The sequence below is a fragment of the Rugamonas apoptosis genome (assembly GCF_014042355.1).
Lineage (GTDB): Bacteria > Pseudomonadota > Gammaproteobacteria > Burkholderiales > Burkholderiaceae_D > Rugamonas > Rugamonas apoptosis.
Genome location: NZ_JACEZU010000011.1, coordinates 215,423 through 238,721, shown reverse-complemented (window position 1 = coordinate 238,721; position 23,299 = coordinate 215,423). Strand labels below are relative to the sequence as shown.

Below are 23,299 nucleotides of genomic sequence, written 5' to 3'. Positions count from 1 at the left end.
GCGATCACCAGCCACCCACCAAGTCCGGTGACAACACCCCCCGGATCATGGACGACTGGGGGCAACAATCATGCCGAACTTGGCTGGCCAAAACCTTGAGGATCAAGGTCTGTATATAGTAACGGGGCCGGCTGCGAGGCCCGGTCCGCCGGTGATGGTGCCCGCCATGCTAACGCCAAATGCCGGTTGAATTGTAAAGAGTGATAACTTTCGTTGTTATTTTGCAACGTTTGTTGTTTCTTCATCGTGGGCATTGAAGATCGCCGACCACAAGGCCCGCACCTGGGCCGCGTGGCTGGCCACCAGGGCCGGGTCCACCCGCGCCAGGTCTTGGCCCTGCAGCCGCAACTGGTGCTGCAGCTTGCGCAGCGCCCGGTAGGCGTCGGCCACGTGGCCGGCCAGGGTGGCATCGATCAGGCCCAGGTCGCCGCACAGCTTGAGCAGGGCGATATTGCCGATGTTGCCCGTCAGCGCAGGATAGTCGGCCGCGTATTGCAACACCAGGAACTGGACGATGAATTCGATGTCGATCATGCCGCCCGGATCCTGCTTCAGGTCGAACAGGTCGGAGCGGTTGGGCTTGGCGTCCACCATCTTCTGGCGCATGGCCAGCACTTCGCCCTTGAGCGGGCCGCCGGGCGGCCGGCGGGTGCGCAGCACTTGCTCGCGGATCTGCTCGAAGCGTGCGCCGATGTCGCTGTCGCCGGAGCAATAGCGGGCCCGCGTCAGCGCCTGGTGTTCCCAGATCCAGGCCGAGCTGGCCTGGTAGCGCTCGAACGCGGCCACGCTCGACACCAGCATGCCGCTGGCGCCGTCCGGGCGCAGCGCGATGTCGATGTCGAACAGGATGCCGGCCGAGGTGTGCGACGTCATCCAGGTGATGAAACGCTGCGCCAGCTTGGCGTACTGGGCCGGCGCTTCCTGGTCGTCGTCGTCGAACAGGAAGATCACGTCCAGGTCCGACACATAACCGAGTTCCTTGCCGCCCAGCTTGCCGTACGCGATCACGGCGAAGCGCGGCACTTCCCGGTGGCGGGTGGCCACCGTCTGCCACACGGCCTGCACGGTGGCGGCCACGATGGTGTCGGCCAGCGCCGACAGGTGGTCGGCCAGTTTCTCCACCGTCAAGTCGCCGGCCAGGTCCTGGGCCAGCAGGTGGAACAGCTGGGCGTGGTGCACTTCGCGCAGGATGTCCATCTGGCGTTCCGTGTCGCCGGCCGCCGCGCCCAGCTGGCGCGCCAGGTCGGCCGCCAGCGCGTGCGGGTCGAACACGGCGTTGCGGATGCGGTCGTCCAGCAGCTCGTCCAGCAGGATGGGGTGCTGGCTGAGGAAGGTGGCGGCCCAGCCGGAGGCGTGCACCATGCGGATCACCCGCTCCAGCGTGTGCGGGTATTCCGTCAGCAGCGACAGATAGGCCGAGCGGCGCGCGATCGCTTCCAGGAAGTCGAGCAGGCGGCCCAGCGTGTCGTGGCGGTTGCCGGCGCGCGCTTGCTCGGCGCAGCGGGCGATCAGGGGCAGGGCCGTGTTGACCAGGGCCACCAGCCGGTTGCGGCTGGCTTCGGGCATCGATTGCAGCCGCGGCGCCTGCCAGGTGGCGATCAGGCGCTTGGCGGCGCCGGGCGCATCCTCGAAGCCGAGCGCGGCGAAGCGCGCTTCGATCGCTTCGCGGTTGTCCGGGTCCGCGCATTCGTTGCTGGACTGGGGATCGATGTCGGCCTCGGCGCCGGCCGACTTGTCGGCGAACATGGCGTCGAACTGGGCGGCCACGAAGGCGCGGCATTCATCGAGCCGGGCCAGCAGGGTGGCCGTGTCGGGCAGGCCCATCATGCGCGCCACCACCAGCCGGTCGGCCTCGTTGGCGGGCAGGGTATGGGTCTGGGCGTCGTCCAGGTATTGCAGCCGGTGTTCCAGGTTGCGCAGGAAGGTGTAGCTGGCCAGCAGTTCGTCCACGATGGCGGGGGTGAGCAAGCCTTTCTCGGCCACCGTGCGCAGCGTGGCGCGGGTGGAGCGGTCGCGCAGGGCGGCGTCGCGTCCGCCCCGGATCAGCTGGAACACCTGGGCCAGGAATTCGATTTCGCGGATCCCGCCACGGCCCAGCTTGACATTATTGCTGCGGTCCGGGTGCAGCCGTTCCTGGCGGTTGACCTCGGCGCGGATCTGGGCGTGCATGGTGCGGATCGCTTCGATCACGCCGAAGTCCAGGTAACGGCGGAAGCAGAATGGCCGCACGATGGCGTCCAGCGCCGCGATATCTTCGGCGCGGCCGCTGACGGCGCGCGCTTTGACCCAGGCGTAGCGTTCCCACTCGCGGCCCTGCACGATCAGGTATTGCTCCACCATGCCCAGGCTGGCCGCCAGCGGCCCGGAGGCGCCGTTCGGGCGCAGCGCCATGTCGACCCGGAAGGTATAGCCATCCTCGGTGATCTCGGACAGGGCGGCGATCAGCTTCTTGCCCAGGCGGATGAAGTATTCGTGGTTGGACAGGCTGCGCTGGCCCGGCTCGCTGGCCACGGTATCGCCATCCTCGGGGTAGACGAAGATCAGGTCGATGTCGGACGACACGTTCAGTTCGCCGCCGCCCTGCTTGCCCATGGCCAGCACCATCATCTGCTGGACTTCGCCGCTGTCGTGGCCGGTGGGCACGCCGTGCGCGGCCCGCATTTCGCTGTCCAGTTCGGCCAGGTGGGACTGGATCGCGAAGTCGGCGAAGCGGGTCATGGTGGTCACCACCTCATGCAAGTCGGCCGCGCCGTCCAGGTCGCGCCGGATCAGGCCGCACACCAGCAGGTTGCGCAGGCGGCGCATGGCGCGCGCCAGCGGCAGGCCGGGGAGAGGATCTTTTGTTAAATATTCAGCAAAATCGAGCCGGGCGAGCGATAATTGCGCCAGTTCATCGACCTGGGTCTGGCGTTCGGGGCTGGCGGCCAGCCAGCGTTGGTAGAAGCGGGATGCGGACGTGAGGGAAGTTGGGCTCATAAACGAAGTTGTCTGGCGTGGCGGCGGTAACCGGATGTAAGCGGGGCGAGGTCGATTCGGCGGTTGCGGTAAAATTGCTGCGCAGGCGAAATGGCTTGGCCGGCGTACCGCGCCCGGACCCAAGTGCGCTGGACGATTGTAGCGATGTATTTTACGCCGGGCCTGATTTATTAGCTTACTCGACAAAAAAACAGCAGAGGAGACCGTGACAGGCAACGTGCCCTTGGCCGTGCGCTGGCAGCGGCTGCGTGCCGTCTATCGGGTCTGCAACCTGGCCAGCCACCATGTGCTCGGCTTCGCCATCAAGTCGGTGGCCTTGCTGTACTTCGTGTTCGGCGTGCTGTTCCTCGTCCTGCGCTACGCCATCCTGCCCAATATCGACCACTACAAGCCCGACATCGAACGGCTGGCCAGCCGCGCCGTGGGCAATCGCGTCACCATCGCCCGCCTGTACGCCTCGTGGCATGGCCTGCATCCGAACCTGTTCCTGGGCGACGTGGTGCTGCGCGACGGCCAGGGCCGGCAAGTGCTGGCCTTGCCCAGCGTGTCGGCCACGCTGTCGTGGTGGAGCGTGCTGACGGCCGACGTGCGGTTCGAATCGCTGGAACTGATCCGGCCCGACCTGGACGTGCGGCGCCTGCCCGACGGTACGCTGGTGGTGGCCGGGGTGCGCATCAACCTGAACCAGAGCGGCGACGGCAAGGCGGCCGACTGGCTGCTGAGCCAGCGCGAGATCGTGGTGCGCGAAGGGCGCATCGTGTGGACCGACCAGTTGCGGGCCGCGCCGCCGCTGGCGCTGGAGCAGTTGACGCTGGCGCTGCGCAACCAGTGGCGGCGCCACCAGTTCGGCCTGAAGGCGACGCCGCCGGCCGCGCTCAGCGCGCCGCTGGACGTGCGGGCCGACTTCACCCATCCCGCCTTCGCGCCGCGCGTGTCGAACGTGGCCCTGTGGACCGGCCAGTTGTATGCGCAACTGCGCGATGCCGACCTGGCCGCCTGGAACACCTATCTCACTTATCCGTTCAAGGTAGAAACGGGCCAGGGTTCGCTGCGGGCCTGGGTCGACCTCGATCACGCCAAGCTGGCCGGCTTCATGGCCGATGTGCGGCTGGCCAACGTGGCCGCCGTGCTGGGCAAGGATGTGCCGGCACTGGACTTGCTGCAAGTGCAGGGCCGGCTGGCCGCGCGCGAGGAATATCCGGCCGGCGACAAGGAAGGCAAGCCCACTTTCGGGGCCCGGGGCCACACGGTCGAGCTGAGCAACTTTTCGCTGACCACGCGCGACGGGCTGGCGCTGGCGCCCACCTCGCTGTTCGAACACCACCTGGCCGCCAGCGGCAAGCAACCGGAAAAGACGGAACTGCGCGCGTCACTGCTGGACTTGCAGACCCTGGCCAGCCTGGCCGGACGCTTGCCGCTCACGCCGCGCCAGCGCAAGATGCTGGCCGACTTTGCGCCCCGTGGCAGCTTGCTGGACGTGACGGCCGAATGGCAGGGCGCGTACCCGGCCCTGCAAACCTACCGCGTGCGGGGCCGCATGGCCGGGCTGGGCCTGAACCCGCTGCCGGCCCAGCCGCCCCAGCCCAAGACGGCCCACAGCCCCGCCATCGCCGGCATGCCCGCCATACCCGGCTTCGACAACCTGAGCGGCAGCATCGACGCCACCGAGCGCGGCGGCAGCCTGCGCCTGGATACCCAGCAACTGGTGCTGCAAATGCCCGCCTATTTCACGGAACCGTCGATGCCGTTCGAGCGGCTCGCCATGCAGGCGCGCTGGTCGTTCGAAAAGGACGACCAGTTGCGGGTGCAGGTGGACAGCCTGGACTTCGCCCAGCAGGGACTGACAGCATCGCTGGCGGGCAGCCATGTGCTGCCGCTGGCCGGCAAGGGCCTGGGCCAGGTGGACTTCACGGGCAAGCTGAACGGCTTCGCGCTGCATACGATAGACCGCTATCTGCCGCTGCAGACCCCGCACGACTTGCGGGCCTGGCTGACGGGCGCGCTGGAGGATGGCATGGCCCAGGATGTGACGCTGCGCCTGCGCGGCGACCTGGCCCACTTCCCGTTCCGCACCGACACGGCGGCCGAGCGCGCGCGCGGCGAGTTCAAGGTGGCGGGCCGGCTGGAAAATGCGCGCCTGAACTACACGCCGGGCGAGACGCTGCGCGACGAGGGCAAGCTGCCGCTGTGGCCGCAGGCGGAAAAAATCAAGGGCAGCTTTGTGTTCGAGGGGCAACGCATGGAAATTCGCGGCGACACGGCGCGCACCGCCGGCGCCGCGCTGTCCAACGTGAAGGCCGTGATTCCCGACCTGACGGTGCACGACATGATGCTCGACATCGACGGCACCGCGACCGGCCCGATGCAGGAATTCCTCAAGTACGTGACGGTGAGCCCGGTGCAGGAATGGATCAGCCACTTCACGGACGAAACCCAGGCCAGCGGCAACACCAAGCTGGCGCTCAAGCTGCACTTGCCGCTCAATCACATCATCGATGCGAAAGTGCTGGGCGTGCTGCAGTTGCAGGGTAATGACGTGACGTTGTTCAACGACTTGCCGCCCGTGCTGGCGTCGCAGGGCAAGATCGAGTTCAACGAACGGGGCGTGAATTTGAACGGGCTAGCTGGTACCTTCCTCGGCGGCCCCGTCACCATCGGCGGCGGCACCCAGCGCGACAACGCCATCGTCGTCAAGCTGGCCGGCACCGTCACGGCCGACGGTTTCCGCCGGAATTATCCGGCGCCCGCCATACAGCGCCTGGGCAGCCATTTCTCGGGTGCCACCCGTTTCGGCGGCCAGGTCACGGTGCGCGACCACCAGTTGCAGATCGCCGTCGACACCAGCCTGGTGGGGGCGGGGCTGGACTTGCCGGCACCGCTGAAAAAGGCCGCGCCGGAAGCGTTGCCGCTGCATTTCCTGATGAGCGGCAACCTCAACCCGGAAGGGGGCGCGTGGCGCGACGAGATCCGTATCGGCATCGGCAACGCCATCGCGGCCCGCTACCAGCGCCAGAAGACGGGCAAGGGGCCGTGGCGGCTGGTGCGCGGCGGCGTGGGCGTGAACGCGCCGGCGCCGGAGCCGGACAGCGGCGTGGCCTTCAACCTCAACATGCGGGCGCTGAACGTGGACGCGTGGCTGGACCTGGCCAGCGCCATGGCCAGTGGCGCCGCGCCGGCCCGGCCGGCCGCCGACGATGAAGGCATGGAGCTAGCCCAGTTCGTCCAGCCGGACGCCATCGTGGTGCGGGCCGGCGAGTTGCTGGTGGGCGACCGCAAGCTGGAGAACGTGCTGCTGGGCTTGTCCCACCAGAAGAATGCGTGGCAGGCCAATATCGATTCCAGCCAGGCCAACGGTTACCTGACGTGGGCCGAGGCGCCGGGCGGCCTGGGCAAGGTGACGGCGCGGCTGTCGACCTTGATCATTCCCGAGTCGGCCGCCGGTGACGTGCGCGATCTGCTCGAAGGCAAGAATAGCGCGGCCACCATCCCCGCGCTCGACATCGTGGCCGAGCGCTTCGAACTGTTCAACAAGCCGCTGGGGCGGCTGGAACTGCAGGCCAATAATGTCATGCTGAGCGCGGCGCGCGAATGGCGCGTGAGCAAGCTGTCGCTGGCCAATCCCGATGGCGAATTGAAAGGCACGGGGCGCTGGACCAGCAAGGATGGCGTGCAGAGCACCAACTTGAATTTCGGCCTGGAATTGATGGATGCGGGCAAGCTGCTGGACCGCTTCGGTTTCGCCGGCACGCTGCGCGGCGGCAAGGGCACGCTGGCCGGCGATATCGCCTGGAAAGGCTTGCCGTATGCGTTCGACATACCCAGCCTGTCGGGCCAGTTCACGATGAATGTGGAAAAAGGCCAGTTCCTCAAGCAGGACCCGGGTGCGGCCAAGCTGCTGGGCGTGCTGAGCCTGCAAGCCTTGCCGCGTTTGCTCAAGCTCGATTTCCATGACGTGTTCTCGGAAGGGCTGGCGTTCGACGGCATCACGGCCAGCGCCGCCATCGACCACGGCATCGTCAAGACGGAGAACTTGAAAATGCACGGTGTGGCCGCTACTGTACTGATGGATGGCACGGCCGACATCGCCAACGAATCGACCAACCTGCATGTGGTGGTGATTCCGCAAGTGAACCTGGGCACGGCGCCGCTGGTGTACGCGCTGGCCGTCAATCCCGTGATCGGGCTGGGCAGTTTCCTGGCCCAGCTGTTCCTGAGCGCGCCCGTGATGAAGGCGCTCACTTACCAGATGCAGGTGACGGGGCCGTGGAAGGCGCCCGTCGTGACCAAGCTGGCCAGCGCGCAACCGGAACCGGCCGCCGCGGCCGCGCCCGCCCAATAACGGACTGATAACGGCCCGACAGCCGCCCAGTACCATCGTTGATTAACCCGCTAACGCAAGGTGTCCCCATGCATACCGTCGCCGCCGTCCAGATGATCTCCTCGCCCGATGTGGCGCACAACATCGCCACCGCGCGCCGCCTGATCGCCCAGGCCGCCGATACGGGCGCCGAACTGGTGCTGTTGCCCGAATACTGGGCCATCATGGGCCACAGCGACAGCGACAAGGTGGACCACGCGGAGCGGCCCGGCAGCGGCCCGATCCAGGACTTCATGGCCACCACGGCGCGCCAGTACGGCGTGTGGCTGATTGGCGGTACCTTGCCGCTGGTGTCGGACCAGGCCGGCAAGGTGATCAACACCACGCTGATCTACAACCCCCAGGGTGAGCACGTGGGCCGCTACGACAAGATCCACCTGTTCGGCTTCAGCAAGGGCACGGAATCGTATGACGAGGCGCGCACCATCGTGCCGGGCCGCACCGTGGGCACGGTCGATGTGCCGTTCGGCAAGGTCGGCTTGTCCGTGTGCTACGACCTGCGCTTCCCCGAGCTGTACCGTGCCATGGGCCCGGTGGCCATGATCGTGGTGCCGGCCGCGTTCACCTACACCACCGGCCGCGCCCACTGGGAAGTGCTGCTGCGCGCGCGTGCCATCGAAAACCAGTGCTATGTACTGGCGGCGGCGCAAGGCGGCTTGCACGTGAATGGCCGCCGCACCTGGGGCCACAGCATGCTGATCGACCCGTGGGGCGAGATCAAGGCCGTGCTGCCCGAAGGCGAGGGCGTGATTCACGGTGAAGTCGATCCCGGTTTCATGGACGGCGTGCGCGAGAGCTTGCCGGCGTTGAAACACCGCACCATGTAGGCCGCCTTCCGATACAATGGCAGCAACTAATCAGAGGCAACATCATGACCCCATTTGAACCGAATCTTTCCACCCTGGCCGTGGCGCGCGACATCCTGCTGACGCCGTTCGGGCTGGACGAAGCCAAGCTGCTCAAGGCGCTCGGCTCCATGTTTACCCACAAGGTCGATTACGCCGACCTGTACTTCCAGTTCACCAAGAACGAGGGCTGGAGCCTGGAAGAGGGCATCGTCAAGACGGGCAGCTTCTCGATCGACCAGGGCGTGGGCGTGCGCGCCGTGTCCGGCGACAAGACGGCGTTCGCCTACTCGGACGATATCTCCGAAAGCGCGCTGCTGGAAGCGGCCGCCGCCACCCGCACCATCGCCCGCGCCGGCGCCGGCAAGGTCAAGGTGGCTGGCCAGATGACGCAGCAGGGTGGCCGCTCGCTGTACCTGCCCCATGATCCGCTGGTGTCGCTCGACGCGACGGCCAAGGTCAAGCTGCTGGAACGGATCGAAAAAATGGCCCGTGCCAAGGACCCGCGCGTGGTGCAGGTGATGGCGGGCCTGGCCGGCGAATACGACGTGGTGCTGGTGGTGCGCAGCGACGGCGTGCTGGCGGCCGATATCCGGCCGCTGGTGCGGGTCTCGCTGACGGTGATCGTGGAGCAGAATGGCCGCCGCGAAGTCGGTTCGTCCGGCGGCGGTGGCCGCTACGACTACGGCTACTTCAGCGACGAATTGCTGGACCAGTACGCGGCCGACGCCGTCAACTCGGCCATCGTCAACCTGGATGCGCGGCCGGCGCCGGCCGGCCCCATGACCGTGGTGCTGGGACCGGGCTGGCCCGGCATCCTGTTGCATGAAGCCATCGGCCACGGCCTGGAAGGCGATTTCAACCGCAAGGGTTCGTCCACCTTCTCCGGCCGCATCGGCGAGCGGGTGGCGGCCAGGGGCGTGACGGTGGTGGACGACGGCACCCTGGCCGACCGCCGCGGTTCGCTCAACATGGACGACGAGGGCAACCCAACCCAGTGCACCACCCTGATCGAGGATGGCATCCTGAAAGGCTACATCCAGGACACCATGAACGCGCGCCTGATGAAGATGCCCGTGACCGGCAACGCGCGGCGCGAATCGTTCGCCCACCTGCCCATGCCGCGCATGACCAACACCTATATGCTGGGTGGCGACAAGGATCCGGGCGAAATCCTGGCGTCCGTCAAGAACGGTTTGTACGCCGTCAATTTCGGCGGCGGCCAGGTCGACATCACCAACGGCAAGTTCGTGTTCTCGGCCAGCGAGGCTTATATGATCGAGGATGGCAAGATCACGTATCCGGTCAAGGGCGCCACGCTGATCGGCAACGGTCCGGACGTGCTTAACCGCGTGTCCATGATCGGCAACGACATGCGCCTCGATCCGGGCGTGGGCGTGTGCGGCAAGGAAGGCCAGAGCGTGCCGGTGGGCGTGGGCCAGCCGACGTTACGCCTGGACGGTGTGACTGTGGGCGGGACGGCGTAAGGGGGCGCCGGATCAAGGGAAGAACAACAAGCTGGCCGGCATATAAGCTTATTCCAACGAAAGCCTTGCCAATTTCAGTCTATTGTTGTTATAGTCGTTCAAACACCACGGATTTCGTTTATGCGCTCGATTGTTTTCTTTACCGGCTATTTTTACTTTAGCAATTCCAGCCCCAAGGCGGTGGAGTAGCGGCCGGTACACGTAGCAGCAAAACGTAACCCAGCAGAATCCTAAAAAACCGCCAGCGATGGCGGTTTTTTTTTATCCTGATTTTTCCAGACTTCACCATCGAACCCTTAAGGAGTAACAGCATGCCCCGTACCGACGACCTGCGTATCCGTGAAATGAAGGAACTGACGCCGCCCTCGCACCTGATCCGTGAATTTGCCTGCTCGGAAGCGGCCGAGCAGACGGCGGCCTCGGCACGCGTGGCGCTGCACCGCATCCTGCACGGCCAGGACGACCGTTTGATGGTGGTGATCGGCCCCTGCTCGATCCACGACCCCAAGGCGGCCATGGAATACGCCCAGCGCCTGGTCAAGCTGCGCCAGGAACTGGCCGGCGAGCTGGAGATCGTGATGCGCGTCTACTTCGAAAAACCGCGCACCACGGTGGGCTGGAAGGGCTTGATCAACGATCCCTACATGGACAACAGCTTCCGCATCAACGACGGCCTGCGCATGGCGCGCGAACTGCTGCGCGACATCAACGAACTGGGCTTGCCTGCCGGCACCGAATACCTGGACGTGATCAGCCCGCAATACATCGCTGACCTGATCAGCTGGGGGGCGATCGGCGCCCGTACCACGGAGTCGCAGGTGCACCGCGAGCTGGCGTCTGGACTGTCGTGCCCGGTCGGCTTCAAGAACGGTACGGATGGCAACGTCAAGATCGCCGTGGAAGCGATCAAGGCCGCTTCCCAGCCGCACCACTTCCTGTCCGTGACCAAGGGCGGCCACTCGGCCATCGTGTCCACCAACGGCAACGAGGATTGCCACATCATCCTGCGCGGCGGCAAGGCGCCCAACTATGACGCGGCCAGCGTGGAGGAAGCGTGCAAGGCGATCGCGGCCCAGGGCCTGGCGGCGCGCCTGATGATCGACGCCTCGCACGCCAACAGTTCCAAGAAGCCGGAAAACCAGGTGCCCGTGTGCGCCGACATCGCCAGCCAGGTGGCCGGCGGCGACAGCCGTATCGTCGGCGTGATGGTGGAATCGAACCTGGTGGCGGGCCGCCAGGATCTGGTGGCGGGCAAGGAGCTGGTGTATGGCCAGTCCGTCACGGACGGCTGCATCGACTGGGACAGCAGCGTGCAAGTGCTGCACAGCCTGGCCGACGCGGTGCGCCAGCGCCGTATGCAGGCCGAGGAGCGGGCCGCCGACTAAGGTGGGAGCCAGGCCGGGGACTGATTTCCGGTAAAGGAATTGGCGCCGCCGTTGGCGCGGCAAATAAAACAGCCCGCCGGTGCGAACCGGCGGGCTGTTGTTTGTGCGGCCGGTAAATCGGCCGCATGGTCATATTGTGCCGCCAGTGAAGCGCGGCACCGCCCCTTGCCATGGGCGCGGGGCGTACGACACAGTTAGAAGCTGTAGCTGCCGCGCAGGTACAGCGCGCGGCCGATCGGGTCGGTATAGCGCGGGTCGTAGCCTTTCTGGAACATGGTGCCCTGGTTACTGAAAGGGGGCTCCTTGTCGAACAGGTTCTTCACGCCGGCCGTCAGGGTCAGACCCTTGATGCCGGTGTAAGTGCCGGACAGGTTATACAGCGCGTAGTGTCCGATATCCTGCTTGAACTGCTCGGCAACCTGGTTCTGGTCCGTGTAGCCCGACTTGAACGACTGCGACAGACTGGCGCTCCACGCGCCCAGGCGCCAGTTCAGGGCGGCGTTATGTTTCCAGCGGAACACGACGCTGTCATCGTTGTAGATGCCCACGCGCTGATTGAACACGCCATCACGTTCGTTCTGGTAGTCATACTTGTGGACGTAGGTGCCATCCAGAGTAAAGCTCAGGCTGCCGTACGGGGAGGTGCCGGAAGCCAGGTTCAGGCTGACGTCCACACCGTCCGTCTTCACTTCACCCAGGTTGTCGTTCAGGTCGGAAATCGCGTACGGCGAGCCGTCCGGATTGCGCAGGAACAGGGCCTTGTATTTATCGTAGTTACCGTAAATCGACTGTTCCGGCAAGGCGCCGATCTTGTCGCGCAGGTGGATGTTCCAGTAATCGACAGCCAGGGTCATGTTGCTGGTCGGCTCCAGTACCACGCCGAAGGAGAAGGTCTTGGATTTTTCCGGCTTCAGGTTGGCATTGCCGCCTTGCAGCTTGAACTGTTGCAGGTCGCAATCACGCAAGGGATTGGCGCCTGGTTGCGGCACACCGCCCGGGCACAGGATAGGATCGTTGTACGAGTCGTTGGTGTCGTTCTTCGATGGCGGCGCGTTTTTCTCGAACAGGGTCGGAGCGCGGAAGCCCGTGCTGGCCGAACCGCGCAGTACCACTTGCTTGGCCGGCTGGTAGCGGACGCCCAGTTTCGGGTTGGTGGTGTTGCCCACGTCGCTGTAATTGTCGAAGCGGGTGGCGAACTGGATATCGAGGTCCTTGATCAGCGGAATGCTCAGTTCACCAAACACGGCTTCGATATTGCGCGAACCGGTTTTCGACAGCGAACCGGACAGGCCGGAACTCGAGGCTTGCGAGGCGATGTCGCGGTTGACGTTGAAGTCGGCTTTTTCACGGCGCAACTCGCCGCCGATGGCGATCGCCATCTGGCCGCCGGCCAGTTCCATCAGGTCACGGCTGGCCTTGATGTCGAAGCCGGTGGTGGTGTCTTTGGCGTCCTGCACCACACCGCGCAGCGCGGTCGAGTCCAGATAGGCTTTGCCGGCCGCGTTTTGCAGGCCGAACGGGTTGAGGATGCCGTTGGCCACGCCGGCGGCGAACGAGGAATCCTTGACGTAGCCGCCGGTGAAGTTTTCCGACGACTTGCTCTGCGAGAAGCTCAGGCCGGTTTTGTAATCCCAGCCAGCCAGCACGCCTTCGAGCGAGCCGACCAGGCGGTCAGCCTTGCCCTTGGAATCGATTTGTCGTTGACCGGCTTCGGTAGGACGCCAGTTGACCGACAGCGGATCGCCCGACAGGCCTGGCTGGGCCGGCACGCCGCCCGCGTTGCCTGGGTAGTACGGGCTGGTATTGGGCAGGCTCAGGTCGGTCTGGGGCGGCGGCGCCGTACGCGAACGTACCTTGTTTTCCGAATGCAGGTATTCGATCGAGGCGGTGTGGTCTTCGCTCAGCTTGAAGCTACCCTTGCCGAAGAAGGCCGTGGTTTCCTGCGACGGCAGATCGTCGATCATGCGCGTGTAGTCTTCGCGGCAAGTGCCGTTCGAGGCGCGTGGTACCGACAGCGGCTGATCGCAGCCCTTGGCGAAGCCGGGGTTGCCGGTGGCGCCGGAGGTGGGATCGAAATAGTTACCGGGATAGGTGGTGCCGCTGGTCAGGTTCAGGCCGCGCGACGGAATCACGCCGGTCTTGGAAAATTCGCGTTGCTGCGAGGTGAGCACGTTCTGCTTGTGATAGTCGACTACGCCGAACAGGTTGTAGCCGTCGCTGTTGAGGTTGCCGAAGCCGCTCGACAGGTTGACGCGTTTTTCGTCGCCGCCATCGTGTTGTGGCCGCACGGCTTCAGCCGTGATGGTGGTGACGTTGATGGAGCGCTTGGTGATGAAGTTGATCACGCCGCCGATGGCGTCGGTGCCGTAGATGGCCGAGGCGCCGTCACGCAGCACTTCGACGCGCTCCAGCGCGGTGACCGGGATCATGTTCAGGTCGACGCTGGCGCCATCATAGGGATGGTTGGCCAACCGGCGCCCGTTCAGCAGCACCAGGGTTTTATCGCCACCCAGGCCGCGCAGGTCGGCCACCGCCTGGCCGCCCGTCGGCAGGCCGCTGGAGTTACCGCCGACGGCGTTGCCGGCGCCCATGCTCGAACCATTCGAGGGGATGCGGTCGAGCACTTCGGCAGCCGTGGTCAGGCCCTGTTTGACGAAGTCCTCCGCCTTCAGTATCGACAGCGGATTGGCCGTTTCCGAGACCAGGCGCTTGATCGACGACCCGGTCACTTCCACACGCTGCATTTTGCCTTCGGGTTGGCTGTCCTGCGCCATGGCAGGTTGCGCCAACATACCCAAGCCGACGACTGCGACGCCGCCGGCGAACATGGTGCGAACTGAACGGCTCAATATGGTTTCTATCATCATGCCTAAAACTCCGGAAAAAACTACGCTGGTGCTGTTTTGAATGGAGGATGCCGAGCTAGTTCAGTTCGGCCCCCGAGACGATATTTAATTGAAATTGGATATTTTCAACTTTGCGATCTAATCACCCGGGGATATTTTGTGTCAATCTAGAATTTCCAAGTGTGCGGCGAAAACAACATTCATGTAATATTAAATTCGTATAATCGATAATATCAACGAATCTTATATTGGATGAAGGTGGTGATTTGACAATTGTGTGGTAAATCCGCGATATTTTTTTTAAAACAACGGATGCCCCCTTGGGCTGCCCGGAATGGCTTGGCGACTTGTTCCAGCAAGCGATCCAGGCGCTGTTTTGTATGGGCGCGATCTGATGCGCCACATGAAAAAAGGGCGGTGATCGCTCACCGCCCTTCGGATCGGACCGGCCAGGCCGGTCACGTCAGTTCAGATCAGTTGAACTTGTACTGCGCGCCCACTTTGAAGTAGCGGCCGGTGGCGCCGGAGGCGTCCATCGGGTTGAAGCTCATGCCGCCGTAGGTCAGCGGATCGAGCGGGGCGATCTTGTCCAGCACGTTGTTGATCGACGCGAACAATTGCAGCTGCTTGCTGTAGTTGTAGCGGGTCGACATGTCCAGCGTGGTGAACGAAGGCAGGCGGCAAGCGCCGTTCGGCGAGTTGCTGCCGTCAACCATCAGGGTGGCGCACTTGGCGCCTTCGTAACGGATGTTTTTCAGGTCCGAACGGTAGTTGATGGTGCCGCTGACGTTCCAGTCACCCTTGTCCCACGAAGTGATCAGGTTGATCTTGTCCTTCGGCGTGCCGGCGCAGTCCGACGTATCGCAGTTGCCATGGGTGCCGGCGAACTGGAAGGTCTGGCTCTTGTCGGCGCGTACCCACGAGGCTACGTGCGACCATACCAGGTTGATGGTGGCCTTGCCGTAGTTACCCAGGCGCAAACGCTGTTTGACGTCCAGGTCGATACCCTTGACTTCCGTGTAGCTGGAATTCTGGTAAGGCGCGTTGGAGATCAGCAGGGTGCCCGAGTTCGGGACCACGACGCCGTTGACGACCAGGTTGTTGTCCAGGCGTACAGCCGATGGCAGCGAAGCCGCTTCCACGTACGACAGCGGGTTGATCTCGTTGGTGCGGCGGATCTTCCACGCGTCCAGCGACATATTGGTGTCGTTCAGCGGATCCCAGACCATACCCAGAGTGTAGCCCTTGGATTTTTCAGGTGCCAGGTTAGGATTGCCGATCTTGACGGCACCGATCTGGATGTTGCAGTCCAGCGTGGTGGCGCCGCCAGCGGCTGGTTTGCCGCCTGGGCAACGCACTGGATCGACCACCGACGAGGAACCGGTCGACTGGCTGTCGGCGCTCGCTTCGGCCACGCCAGGAGCGCGGAAGCCTTCGGTGTAGGTGCCGCGCAGTGCGAAGCTCTTGACCGGAGTCCACTTCAGGCCCAGTTTCGGCGTGGTGGAGTTGAACTGGCTGTAGTGGTCGTAACGCAGGGCGGCCGACAGTTCCACCGTCTTCACGACAGGCGCCAGCAATTCGGCGTACATGGCCGATACCTTGGTTTCGCCCTTGGCGGCCACGTAGCTGGAGTTGGTCGAGCCGTCGGCGGTGCCGCTCAGCGATGGGTTGTCCAGCTGCTCACGGCGGTGCTCGGCGCCCAGGGCCAGGCCCAGATTGCCGCCTGGCAGCGCGAACAGTTCACGCGACGCCTTGAAGTCGACGATATCGAGCTTGGTGCTCGAATCGGAGGTGGCGTTGGTCACCATGGCGGCGTACAGCGACGCGGGGTTTTTGTACGCCTGCGAGCCGATGTAGTACGGGAAGTACTGGCTGGTCGGGTCGCCCAGGGCGGCCTTCACCACTTTCATGTTCAGCTGGTTGGTCCACTCGATGTGCAGCTTCGATTCCGAGTGGGTCAGGCCGGTGTCGTAATCCCAGCCGGCGACGGTGCCCTTGGCGCCGATGACGATGCGGTTGAACTGGTTGTTGGCGATGTGGTTGCTTGGGCCCACGTCGAACATGGCGTAGCGCATGCGGGTGTTCACGCCGAAGATGTTCTGCGGGTGCGAAGCGGCCATCTGCACGTCGTTGCTGTACAGGATGATGCCGGTCGGGTTGGCCGCCGTGCCGGGGAAGGTCACGTTAGGCGTGGCCGAGACGGGCGCCAGCGTGAAGGAGCTGTTGCGCTGCGAGTAGCCCAGTTCCGTGTAGATCTGGTGGTCGGCGTTCAGTTGCAGCGTGCCGCGGGTGTACAGGTTGACCGTTTCCACGTTCGGTTGCAGCGAACGGAACTGGTCTTGCGACCACAGGCAGCCGCCGGCCGGGTCTTGCTTGACGGTCTGCGAGAACTGGCCGCAGCCGCCCAGCGATACGAAGTTGCCCGTTTTCGGGTCGCGCAGGGCGCCGGTCGGGGTGTACGACGAATTGCCCGGGGTGATGTAACCGCCCATGTACTGGGTGTTCTGGGTGTAGCCCCATGGACGGATGTCGCCATGGCCGATCCAGCCGCGGTCGGCGCGGTCGGCGGCGGCCAGCAGGTCGGACTTCTTGTACTCGGCGTTGAACACCAGGTTGTACTTGTCGTCGTCCAGGTTGCCCTTGCCCACGGTCAGGGCGATGTTGTTCTGCTTGTTGTCGCTGTAGCGCGAAGCGCCGGTGTCGGCCTTCAGCTGCACGCCTTCGAAGTCCTTGCGCAGGATGATGTTGACCACGCCGGCGATGGCGTCGGCGCCGTAGGTCGACGAGGCGCCGTCCTTCAGCACTTCGATCCGTTCCACGATCTGCATCGGAATGGTGGACAGGTCGGTGAAGCTCTTCTGGCCGTCATCGGCACGGGCGTACGGTGCCATGCGGCGGCCGTTCAGCAGTACCAGGGTGGAGGTGGCGCCCAGGCCACGAAGGGAAATGGCGGTCGAGCCGGCGGCGAAGCCGCTGCCGAAGCCGGTAGGCAGCGAACCGGCGCCGTCCACGGTCAGGGTTTGCAGGAACTCGGCGACGGTCGCCTTGCCCGATTTCATCAGCTCTTCGCGGCCGATCATCTGGACCGGGGACGCGGTTTCCGCGGAGGCGCGCTTGATGCTCGAACCCGTGATTTCGACGCGCTGGATGTTGGCGTCTTGTGCGAATGCCGGCTGGGCCAGCAGGCCCAGGCTTACTGCCGCCACGCTGCCCGAAAACATCAGGCGCACGGAACGGGAAATTACCGTTTCCATCATCATTACCAATAACTCCATAGAAAGTATCTAGACGGCGGCAAAACGCCCTCCCTGCCACCTCGTGGGTAGCGGGAAGGAAAGCATCAGTCGCCAATTCTTTCCAAAAATCACTTAACGTATTTTCAGAAGGGGCGAATAAGAACACCGTGCGCTATTGCCTGTCAAACAAAATCGTTGTTTTTGATGTTTTAATACAACACTTTGTTTGCACTATGCAAATAGGGGAATTTTCCTTTGCTGCGTCGCAGCAGGTGGCTTTGTCAGAAAGTCGGAGAGGCGGCAGGAAAGGCTGTGCAGGACTTGCGCGGCAATGCAACAAAGTCCCATCTTCGGTTGTGCGATGCAGCATCGATGCACCTTGACGGTGCGAAATGCGCACCAAATTGATGCAAGGGAGCTATGCCTGGCAGGGGGGAATTTCGGTTATTGTTACGGTTCTTTGCTCTTCAGAAACCCTCAACCGCGAGCGTCCGCATGCCGGCACCATTGAAAAGGAAACTGCCCGTGCTGGCGTGCCTGGCTGGACTGCTGGCGGCCACCCCGGCCGGCGCCGCCGAGCCGGTCAAGGTGCTGCACACCATCCTGCCGGCGGCTGAGACCAGTTTCGATCCGGCCATCGCGCGCGACCTGTACACGGGCCATGTCAACGAAGCCATCTTCGAGACCCTGTACACCTACGATTACCTGGCGCGGCCGGTCAAGCTGGCGCCACAGACGGCCGCCGCCTTGCCCGAGATCGCGGCCGACGGCAAGACCTACACCATCCACCTTCAGCACGGCATCTATTTCACGCCCGATCCCGCGTTTGGCGGCAAGCGGCGCGAGCTGACCGTGGCCGATTATGTATATGCCTGGAAGCGGCTGTTCGATCCGCGGCTGGCATCGCCCCACAGCTGGCTGCTCGAAGGCAAGATCGTCGGACTGGATCAGCTGGCGGCCGACGCCGGGCGCAGCGGCAAGTTCGATTACGACCGTCCGGTGGCGGGGCTGGAGCAGCTGGACCGCTACACCTTGCGCATCCACCTGACGCAGACGGATTTCAACCTGGGCATGATCCTGGCCTACGTGCCGTTGGCGGCGGTGGCGCGCGAAGTGGTGGCGCGCTACGGCGACGCCAAGGGCGAGGTGGCGGACCATCCGGTGGGTACAGGCGTGTATCAGCTGGGGCAGTGGGTGCGCGGCAGCCGCATCGTGCTCGATGAGAATCCCGGCCACCGGCCCATGGTGTGGAACTTCCAGGCTGGCGACGATCCTGACGACCAGCGCATCGTGCGCCAGATGCGGGGCAAGAAGGTGCCCCAGATCGGCCGCGTTGAGATCACGGTGCAACTGGAAGACCAGTCGCGCTGGCTGTCTTTCACCAGCGGCGCGGCCGACCTGTTCTGGCTGGACGGCCCGCTGGCGCCCAAGGCCCTGCTGGATGGCGCGCTGCGGCCGGAACTGGCGGCCAGGGGCATACAACTGTCGCGCCTGATCGACCCCGAGATCACCTATTATTACTGGAATATGCAGGACCCCGTGCTGGGCGGCCAGGGCAAGGAAAAAATCGCCCTGCGGCGCGCCATCGCCATGGCTCACAATGTGGACGAGGAAATCCGCCTGGTGTGGAACGGCCAGGCCACGCCCGTGCACTATCCGATTCCGCCGGGCGTGGTGGGGCATGATCCGCGTTACCGCAGCCTGCTGCAATACGATCCGGTGCTGGCCAACCAGCTGCTCGACCGCTACGGCTACAAGAAAGGTGCCGACGGCTGGCGCACGCTGCCCGACGGCAAACCGCTGCGGGTGCGCTACACGTCGCGCAACGAGGCCAGCGGCGTGCTGCTGGCTGAGCTGTGGCGCAAGACCTACAACGCGCTGTCCATCCACATGGACAATGACCGTTTGATCCTGGGCGATATCATGCAGGCGGAAACCCAGTGTAAGCTGCAAACCCGCAACTTCCAGTGGATCGCGGATTTTCCCGACGGTGATAACTTCATGCAGTTGTTCTACGGCCCCAATGTGCACCAGAATAACGCCGCCTGCTACCAGGACGCGCAGTACGATGCCTGGTACGCGGCCAGCCACGCCTTGCCGGCCGGGCCGGAGCGCGATGCGCTGTACCACCAGATGGCGCGCAGCATCGAAGTGAACGGCGTGGCACTGATGGGCTATGCGCGCTACCGCAATATGCTGGCGCAACCGGCCGTGCTGGGATATAAGAAGCATCCCATCCTGCATCAGGAATGGCCCTACATCGATCTGGACCGTTCGGCCGGGCCGTCCAGATAAGCGCAGCTAATAGAAGAAGAAAAATATTATGTTTGCTTATATCGTCCGTCGACTGTGGCAAATGCTGCCTACCATGCTGGGAGTGGTGCTGCTGGTGTTCATCCTGTTCAACTGGGTGGGCGGCGACCCCGCCTACATCCTGGCGGGCAAGATGGCCAATGCCCAGAGCATCGCCAACATTCGCCACCAGTTGGGTGTGGATCAGCCTTATTACGTGCAGTTGTGGATCTTTATCAAGCAGATCGTGACGTTTGATTTTGGCCAAAGCTGGGCGACGGGGGAAGCTGTGTCCAGCATCGTGACGACGCGGCTGGGGCCGTCGCTGACGGTGCTGGTGCCACTGACCGTGCTGGAAACGGCGCTCGGTATCGCGCTGGCGCTGGCCATCGCCTTTGTGCGCGGCTCGCTGACGGACCGCGCCGTGATGGTGGCGTGCACGGTGGGCATGTCGGTCAGCATCCTGGTGTATATCATCGTGTTCCAGTATGGCTTGGCCTACCAGTTGGGGTTGTTCCCGGTGCAGGGCTGGGGCGACAGTGTCTGGATCAACCTGCTGCGCTATGCACCTTTGCCCATCCTGATCGGGCTGGCCGTGTCGGTGGCGCCCACCTTGCGCCTGTTCCGCAGTTTTGTGCTGGACGAGGTGGGGCAGGACTATGTGCGCACGGCCCGCGCCAAGGGCTTGTCCGAGCGGCGCGTGATGTGGGTGCATGTGCTGCGTAACGCCGCCATTCCCATCATTACCTACGTGATGTCCAACCTGCCGGCGCTGCTGATCGGCGCGTTTCTACTGGAGCGTTTTTTCGGCATTCCCGGCATCGGGCGGGAAGTGATCCTGGCCGTTGAGCGCAGCGATTTTCCCGTCATCAAAGCCATCACGATCTATGTGGCGGCCGCCACCATGCTGGCCAATCTGCTCACCGACCTGTTGTACCAGGCCGTTGATCCGCGCGTGCAACTGTCATGAGGTTCAACCATGCATGACGCGCTGGTTTCTCCCGGCCTGTGGGCGCTGGCCTGGCGCCGCCTGCGGGCCGACCGTCTGGCCATGGCCGCGCTGGCCGTGGTGGCGGCATTCCTGTTGCTGCTGCTGTTGTCGGCCAGCGGCCTGATCGTGGCCGACTGGGAGGATGAGGTGGCCGTCAATTATGCGCCGCCGACGTTCCTGCTCGATCAGGTGGACCAGCGCCAGAACGCAGCCGCCGCCGTAGCCATCACGGGCGCGTCCGCCGCCGCGCCACCGCCCGACAATCCGTTCGATCCGCTGGCCACCGATCTGGCTGAATTGCGCGCCCAACTTCAGGGGCAGGGTACGGGGGCGCTTGATATGTATGGCCTGACCGATCCGCTGGCGGCCGACCTGGCGCAGTTGCGCACCACGCTGCCGGCCAACGCCAGCTCCCGCGGCCACGGCCCGCGCCTGTCCAGCCTGCCATTCGGGGCCGACAAATGGGGCCATGATGTGCTCAAGAAAACCATCAAGGGCGGCGAAACCTCTATCGTCGTCGGCCTGGTGGCGGCCTCGCTGGCGGTGGCGCTGGGCACGCTGTTTGGCGCCGTGTCCGGTTATTTCGGCGGGCTGGTGGACGACCTGTTCAACTGGTTCTACAGCATTTTCACTTCCATCCCCTCGATCCTGATGATCCTGGCCGTGGCCGCCGTGCTGCAGCAAAAAGGTGTGCTGACCATCGTGCTGATCCTGGGCCTGACGGGCTGGACCGGCCCGTACCGTTTGATCCGGGCCGAGTACATCAAGCACAAGGGCCGCGAATACGTGCTGGCGGCGGACGCCATCGGCGCCTCGCACTGGCGCAAGATGTTCGGCCACATTTTCCCCAACGTCAGCCATGTGGCGTTGGTGCAGTTGTCGATCCTGGTGGTGGGCTTCATCAAGGCGGAAGTGATTTTGAGTTTCCTGGGCTTTGGCGTGCCGGTCGGCGTGGTGTCGTGGGGCAGCATGCTGAACGAGGCGCAGAACGAACTGATACTGGGCAAGTGGTGGCAACTGGCGGCCGCCGCCGTCGCCATGGCGCTGCTGGTGACGGCGTTCTCATTGCTGACGGACGCGCTGCGCGACGCGCTCGATCCCAAGGTAAGGAGCGCGGCATGAGCGGCGATCACTTGCTGCAGGTATGCGGCCTGCGCGTGCGCTTCCGCGTGGACAAGCAGCGCAGCGTGGAGGCCGTCAAAGGCGTCACGTTCGACGTGCCGCGCGATGCGACCGTGGCGCTGGTGGGCGAGTCGGGCAGTGGCAAGTCTGTCAGCGCGCTGGCCGTGATGGGCTTGCTGCCGCCGGACAGTGCCGCCATCGCGCCGGCGTCCAGCATCCGTTTCGATGGCCGTGAGCTGTTGGCGCTCAGTGCGCAGGAGCGGCGCGCGTTGTGCGGCAAGGACGTGGCCATGATCTTCCAGGAACCCATGTCCTCGCTCAATCCCGTGTTCACGGTCGGCTTCCAGATCGGTGAAGTGCTGCGCCAGCACATGAGCATGGACCGGCGACAGGCGCGCGCCCGCACGCTGGCGCTGCTGGACGAGGTGGGCATCCCGGACCCGGCCCGCAAGATTGATGCTTATCCCGGCCAATTATCGGGTGGCCAGCAGCAGCGGGTGATGATCGCCATGGCCATTGCCTGCGAGCCCAAGCTCTTGATCGCCGACGAACCCACCACCGCGCTGGACGTGACGATCCAGAGGCAGATCATGGCCTTGCTGGCCAGCCTGCGCCGCAAGCACAAGATGTCGGTGCTGTTCATCACGCACGACCTGGCGCTGGTGGGCGAGATCGCGGACCACGTGATCGTCATGCGCCACGGCGAAGTGCGCGAGGCCGGTCCGGTGCGCCAGGTGTTCGATCATCCGCAGGACGCCTACACGCGCGCCTTGCTGCACTGCCGGCCGCCGCTGGCCGCGCGGCCGTGGCGCTTGCCCGTGATCGCCGATTATTTGGAGGGCAAGGCCGAGGCCGGCCAGCCCATATCCGTACCTGTGCCTGTGCCAGTCCCCGTGCCTGTGCCTGCGCGCGGGCGCGAGCGCGGCGTCGCCCCCGGCGACGAAACGGTGCTGACTGTAAACAATCTGGGCAAGAGTTTTTATTTGCGCGAAGGCTGGTTCGGCAAGCGCGAGTTCCAGGCCGTGCGGGATGTATCGTTCACGCTGGCGCGCGGCAAGACGCTGGGTGTGGTGGGCGAATCGGGTTCCGGCAAGACCACGGTGGGCTTGACGCTGTTGCGCCTGCACCAGGCGACGGCCGGCAGCGCCATCTTCGAAGGGCGCGACCTGCTGGCCATGAGCGCGCGTGAATTCCTGCCTTACAAGCGGCGCATCCAGATCATCTTCCAGAATCCTTACGCCTCGCTCAATCCGCGCTTCACGGTGGGGCAGATATTGCTGGAGCCGATGCGCATCCACGCCATCGGCGCCGACGACCGCGCGCGTGCTGCCATCGCCTGCCAGTTGCTGGAGCGGGTGGGCTTGCCGGCGCAGGCCATGCAGCGCTACCCGCACGAGTTTTCCGGCGGCCAGCGGCAGCGCATCGCCATCGCCCGCTGCCTGACGATGAAGCCGGAAATTCTCGTGTGCGACGAGTCCGTGTCCGCGTTGGATGTGTCGGTGCAGGCCCAGGTGCTCAACCTGCTGCAGGACTTGCAGGATGAGTACGGACTGTCCTACTTGTTCATTTCGCATGACTTATCGGTCGTGAAATACATGGCCGACCAGGTCATGGTGATGCAACAGGGCAGGGTGGTGGAACTGGCCAATTCGGATGCGTTGTATCGCAATCCCAGCCACCCTTACACGCGCAGCCTGCTGGCGGCTATCCCGCGCGGCCTGCCCGGCTAGCCGCCGCGTTT

11 protein-coding genes are annotated in these 23,299 nt (G+C 64.3%); 8 read left to right on the top strand and 3 right to left on the bottom strand.

Translation table 11 applies throughout. The annotated features are described in order from the left end of the window. Nucleotides 1-216: 216 nt before the first annotated feature. Nucleotides 217-2,976 (bottom strand): bifunctional [glutamate--ammonia ligase]-adenylyl-L-tyrosine phosphorylase/[glutamate--ammonia-ligase] adenylyltransferase, encoded by a 2,760-nt coding sequence (gene glnE / locus H3H39_RS21385; protein ID WP_182156323.1) that lies wholly within the window; start codon nucleotides 2,974-2,976, stop codon nucleotides 217-219. A 205-nt stretch (nucleotides 2,977-3,181) separates the two neighbouring features. Here glnE and H3H39_RS21380 point away from each other — a divergent pair, with 205 nt between their 5' ends. From H3H39_RS21380 to aroG, 4 genes are all read left to right on the top strand, one after another. After that, a complete protein-coding gene (locus H3H39_RS21380) occupies nucleotides 3,182-7,315 on the top strand; it encodes a YhdP family protein (protein WP_311196952.1) in 4,134 nt (1,377 codons plus the stop codon). Nucleotides 7,316-7,383: 68 nt separating this feature from the next. After that, complete coding sequence (locus H3H39_RS21375) at nucleotides 7,384-8,181, top strand: carbon-nitrogen hydrolase family protein (protein WP_182156321.1); 798 nt, start codon at nucleotides 7,384-7,386, stop codon at nucleotides 8,179-8,181. A 44-nt stretch (nucleotides 8,182-8,225) separates the two neighbouring features. Continuing rightward, a complete protein-coding gene (tldD, locus tag H3H39_RS21370) occupies nucleotides 8,226-9,686 on the top strand; it encodes a metalloprotease TldD (RefSeq protein WP_182156319.1) in 1,461 nt (486 codons plus the stop codon). A 311-nt stretch (nucleotides 9,687-9,997) separates the two neighbouring features. Then, nucleotides 9,998-11,071, top strand: a complete 1,074-nt coding sequence (gene aroG, locus H3H39_RS21365) for a 3-deoxy-7-phosphoheptulonate synthase AroG (protein ID WP_182156317.1) — start codon at nucleotides 9,998-10,000, stop codon at nucleotides 11,069-11,071. Nucleotides 11,072-11,265: 194 nt separating this feature from the next. Here the strand turns inward: aroG and H3H39_RS21360 are convergent, their stop codons facing one another. Both H3H39_RS21360 and H3H39_RS21355 read right to left on the bottom strand, forming a co-directional pair. Further along, nucleotides 11,266-13,938: a TonB-dependent receptor gene (locus tag H3H39_RS21360; RefSeq protein ID WP_182156315.1), complete on the bottom strand. Its 2,673-nt coding sequence runs from the start codon at nucleotides 13,936-13,938 to the stop codon at nucleotides 11,266-11,268. Between the two features lie 452 nt (nucleotides 13,939-14,390). Beyond that, complete coding sequence (locus H3H39_RS21355) at nucleotides 14,391-17,192, bottom strand: TonB-dependent receptor (protein ID WP_229218170.1); 2,802 nt, start codon at nucleotides 17,190-17,192, stop codon at nucleotides 14,391-14,393. A gap of 456 nt (nucleotides 17,193-17,648) precedes the next feature. On the opposite strand from H3H39_RS21355, the gene H3H39_RS21350 reads away from it, so the two are divergent. From H3H39_RS21350 to H3H39_RS21335, 4 genes are read left to right on the top strand one after another with little or no spacing between them, the layout of a single operon-like run. After that, complete coding sequence (locus H3H39_RS21350) at nucleotides 17,649-19,448, top strand: ABC transporter substrate-binding protein (RefSeq protein ID WP_182156313.1); 1,800 nt, start codon at nucleotides 17,649-17,651, stop codon at nucleotides 19,446-19,448. 28 nt (nucleotides 19,449-19,476) lie between these two features. Then, complete coding sequence (locus tag H3H39_RS21345; protein WP_182156311.1) at nucleotides 19,477-20,415, top strand: ABC transporter permease; 939 nt, start codon at nucleotides 19,477-19,479, stop codon at nucleotides 20,413-20,415. Nucleotides 20,416-20,424: 9 nt separating this feature from the next. Next, complete coding sequence (locus tag H3H39_RS21340; protein ID WP_182156309.1) at nucleotides 20,425-21,558, top strand: ABC transporter permease; 1,134 nt, start codon at nucleotides 20,425-20,427, stop codon at nucleotides 21,556-21,558. After that, the gene (locus H3H39_RS21335; protein ID WP_182156307.1) at nucleotides 21,555-23,288 is read left to right on the top strand and encodes an ABC transporter ATP-binding protein; all 1,734 of its coding nucleotides are present in this window, start codon (nucleotides 21,555-21,557) and stop codon (nucleotides 23,286-23,288) included. Before H3H39_RS21340 ends, H3H39_RS21335 begins: the two co-directional genes overlap by 4 nt. Nucleotides 23,289-23,299: the final 11 nt, after the last annotated feature.

Bases quoted from the DNA above. Each gene is read 5' to 3' on its own strand.
- glnE (WP_182156323.1), bottom strand. From the start codon at position 2,976: ATGAGCCCAACTTCCCTCACGTCCGCATCCCGCTTCTACCAACGCTGG.
- H3H39_RS21375 (WP_182156321.1), top strand. From the start codon at position 7,384: ATGCATACCGTCGCCGCCGTCCAGATGATCTCCTCGCCCGATGTGGCG.
- tldD (WP_182156319.1), top strand. From the start codon at position 8,226: ATGACCCCATTTGAACCGAATCTTTCCACCCTGGCCGTGGCGCGCGAC.
- aroG (WP_182156317.1), top strand. From the start codon at position 9,998: ATGCCCCGTACCGACGACCTGCGTATCCGTGAAATGAAGGAACTGACG.
- H3H39_RS21360 (WP_182156315.1), bottom strand. From the start codon at position 13,938: ATGATGATAGAAACCATATTGAGCCGTTCAGTTCGCACCATGTTCGCC.
- H3H39_RS21355 (WP_229218170.1), bottom strand. From the start codon at position 17,192: ATGGAGTTATTGGTAATGATGATGGAAACGGTAATTTCCCGTTCCGTG.
- H3H39_RS21350 (WP_182156313.1), top strand. From the start codon at position 17,649: ATGCCGGCACCATTGAAAAGGAAACTGCCCGTGCTGGCGTGCCTGGCT.
- H3H39_RS21345 (WP_182156311.1), top strand. From the start codon at position 19,477: ATGTTTGCTTATATCGTCCGTCGACTGTGGCAAATGCTGCCTACCATG.
- H3H39_RS21340 (WP_182156309.1), top strand. From the start codon at position 20,425: ATGCATGACGCGCTGGTTTCTCCCGGCCTGTGGGCGCTGGCCTGGCGC.
- H3H39_RS21335 (WP_182156307.1), top strand. From the start codon at position 21,555: ATGAGCGGCGATCACTTGCTGCAGGTATGCGGCCTGCGCGTGCGCTTC.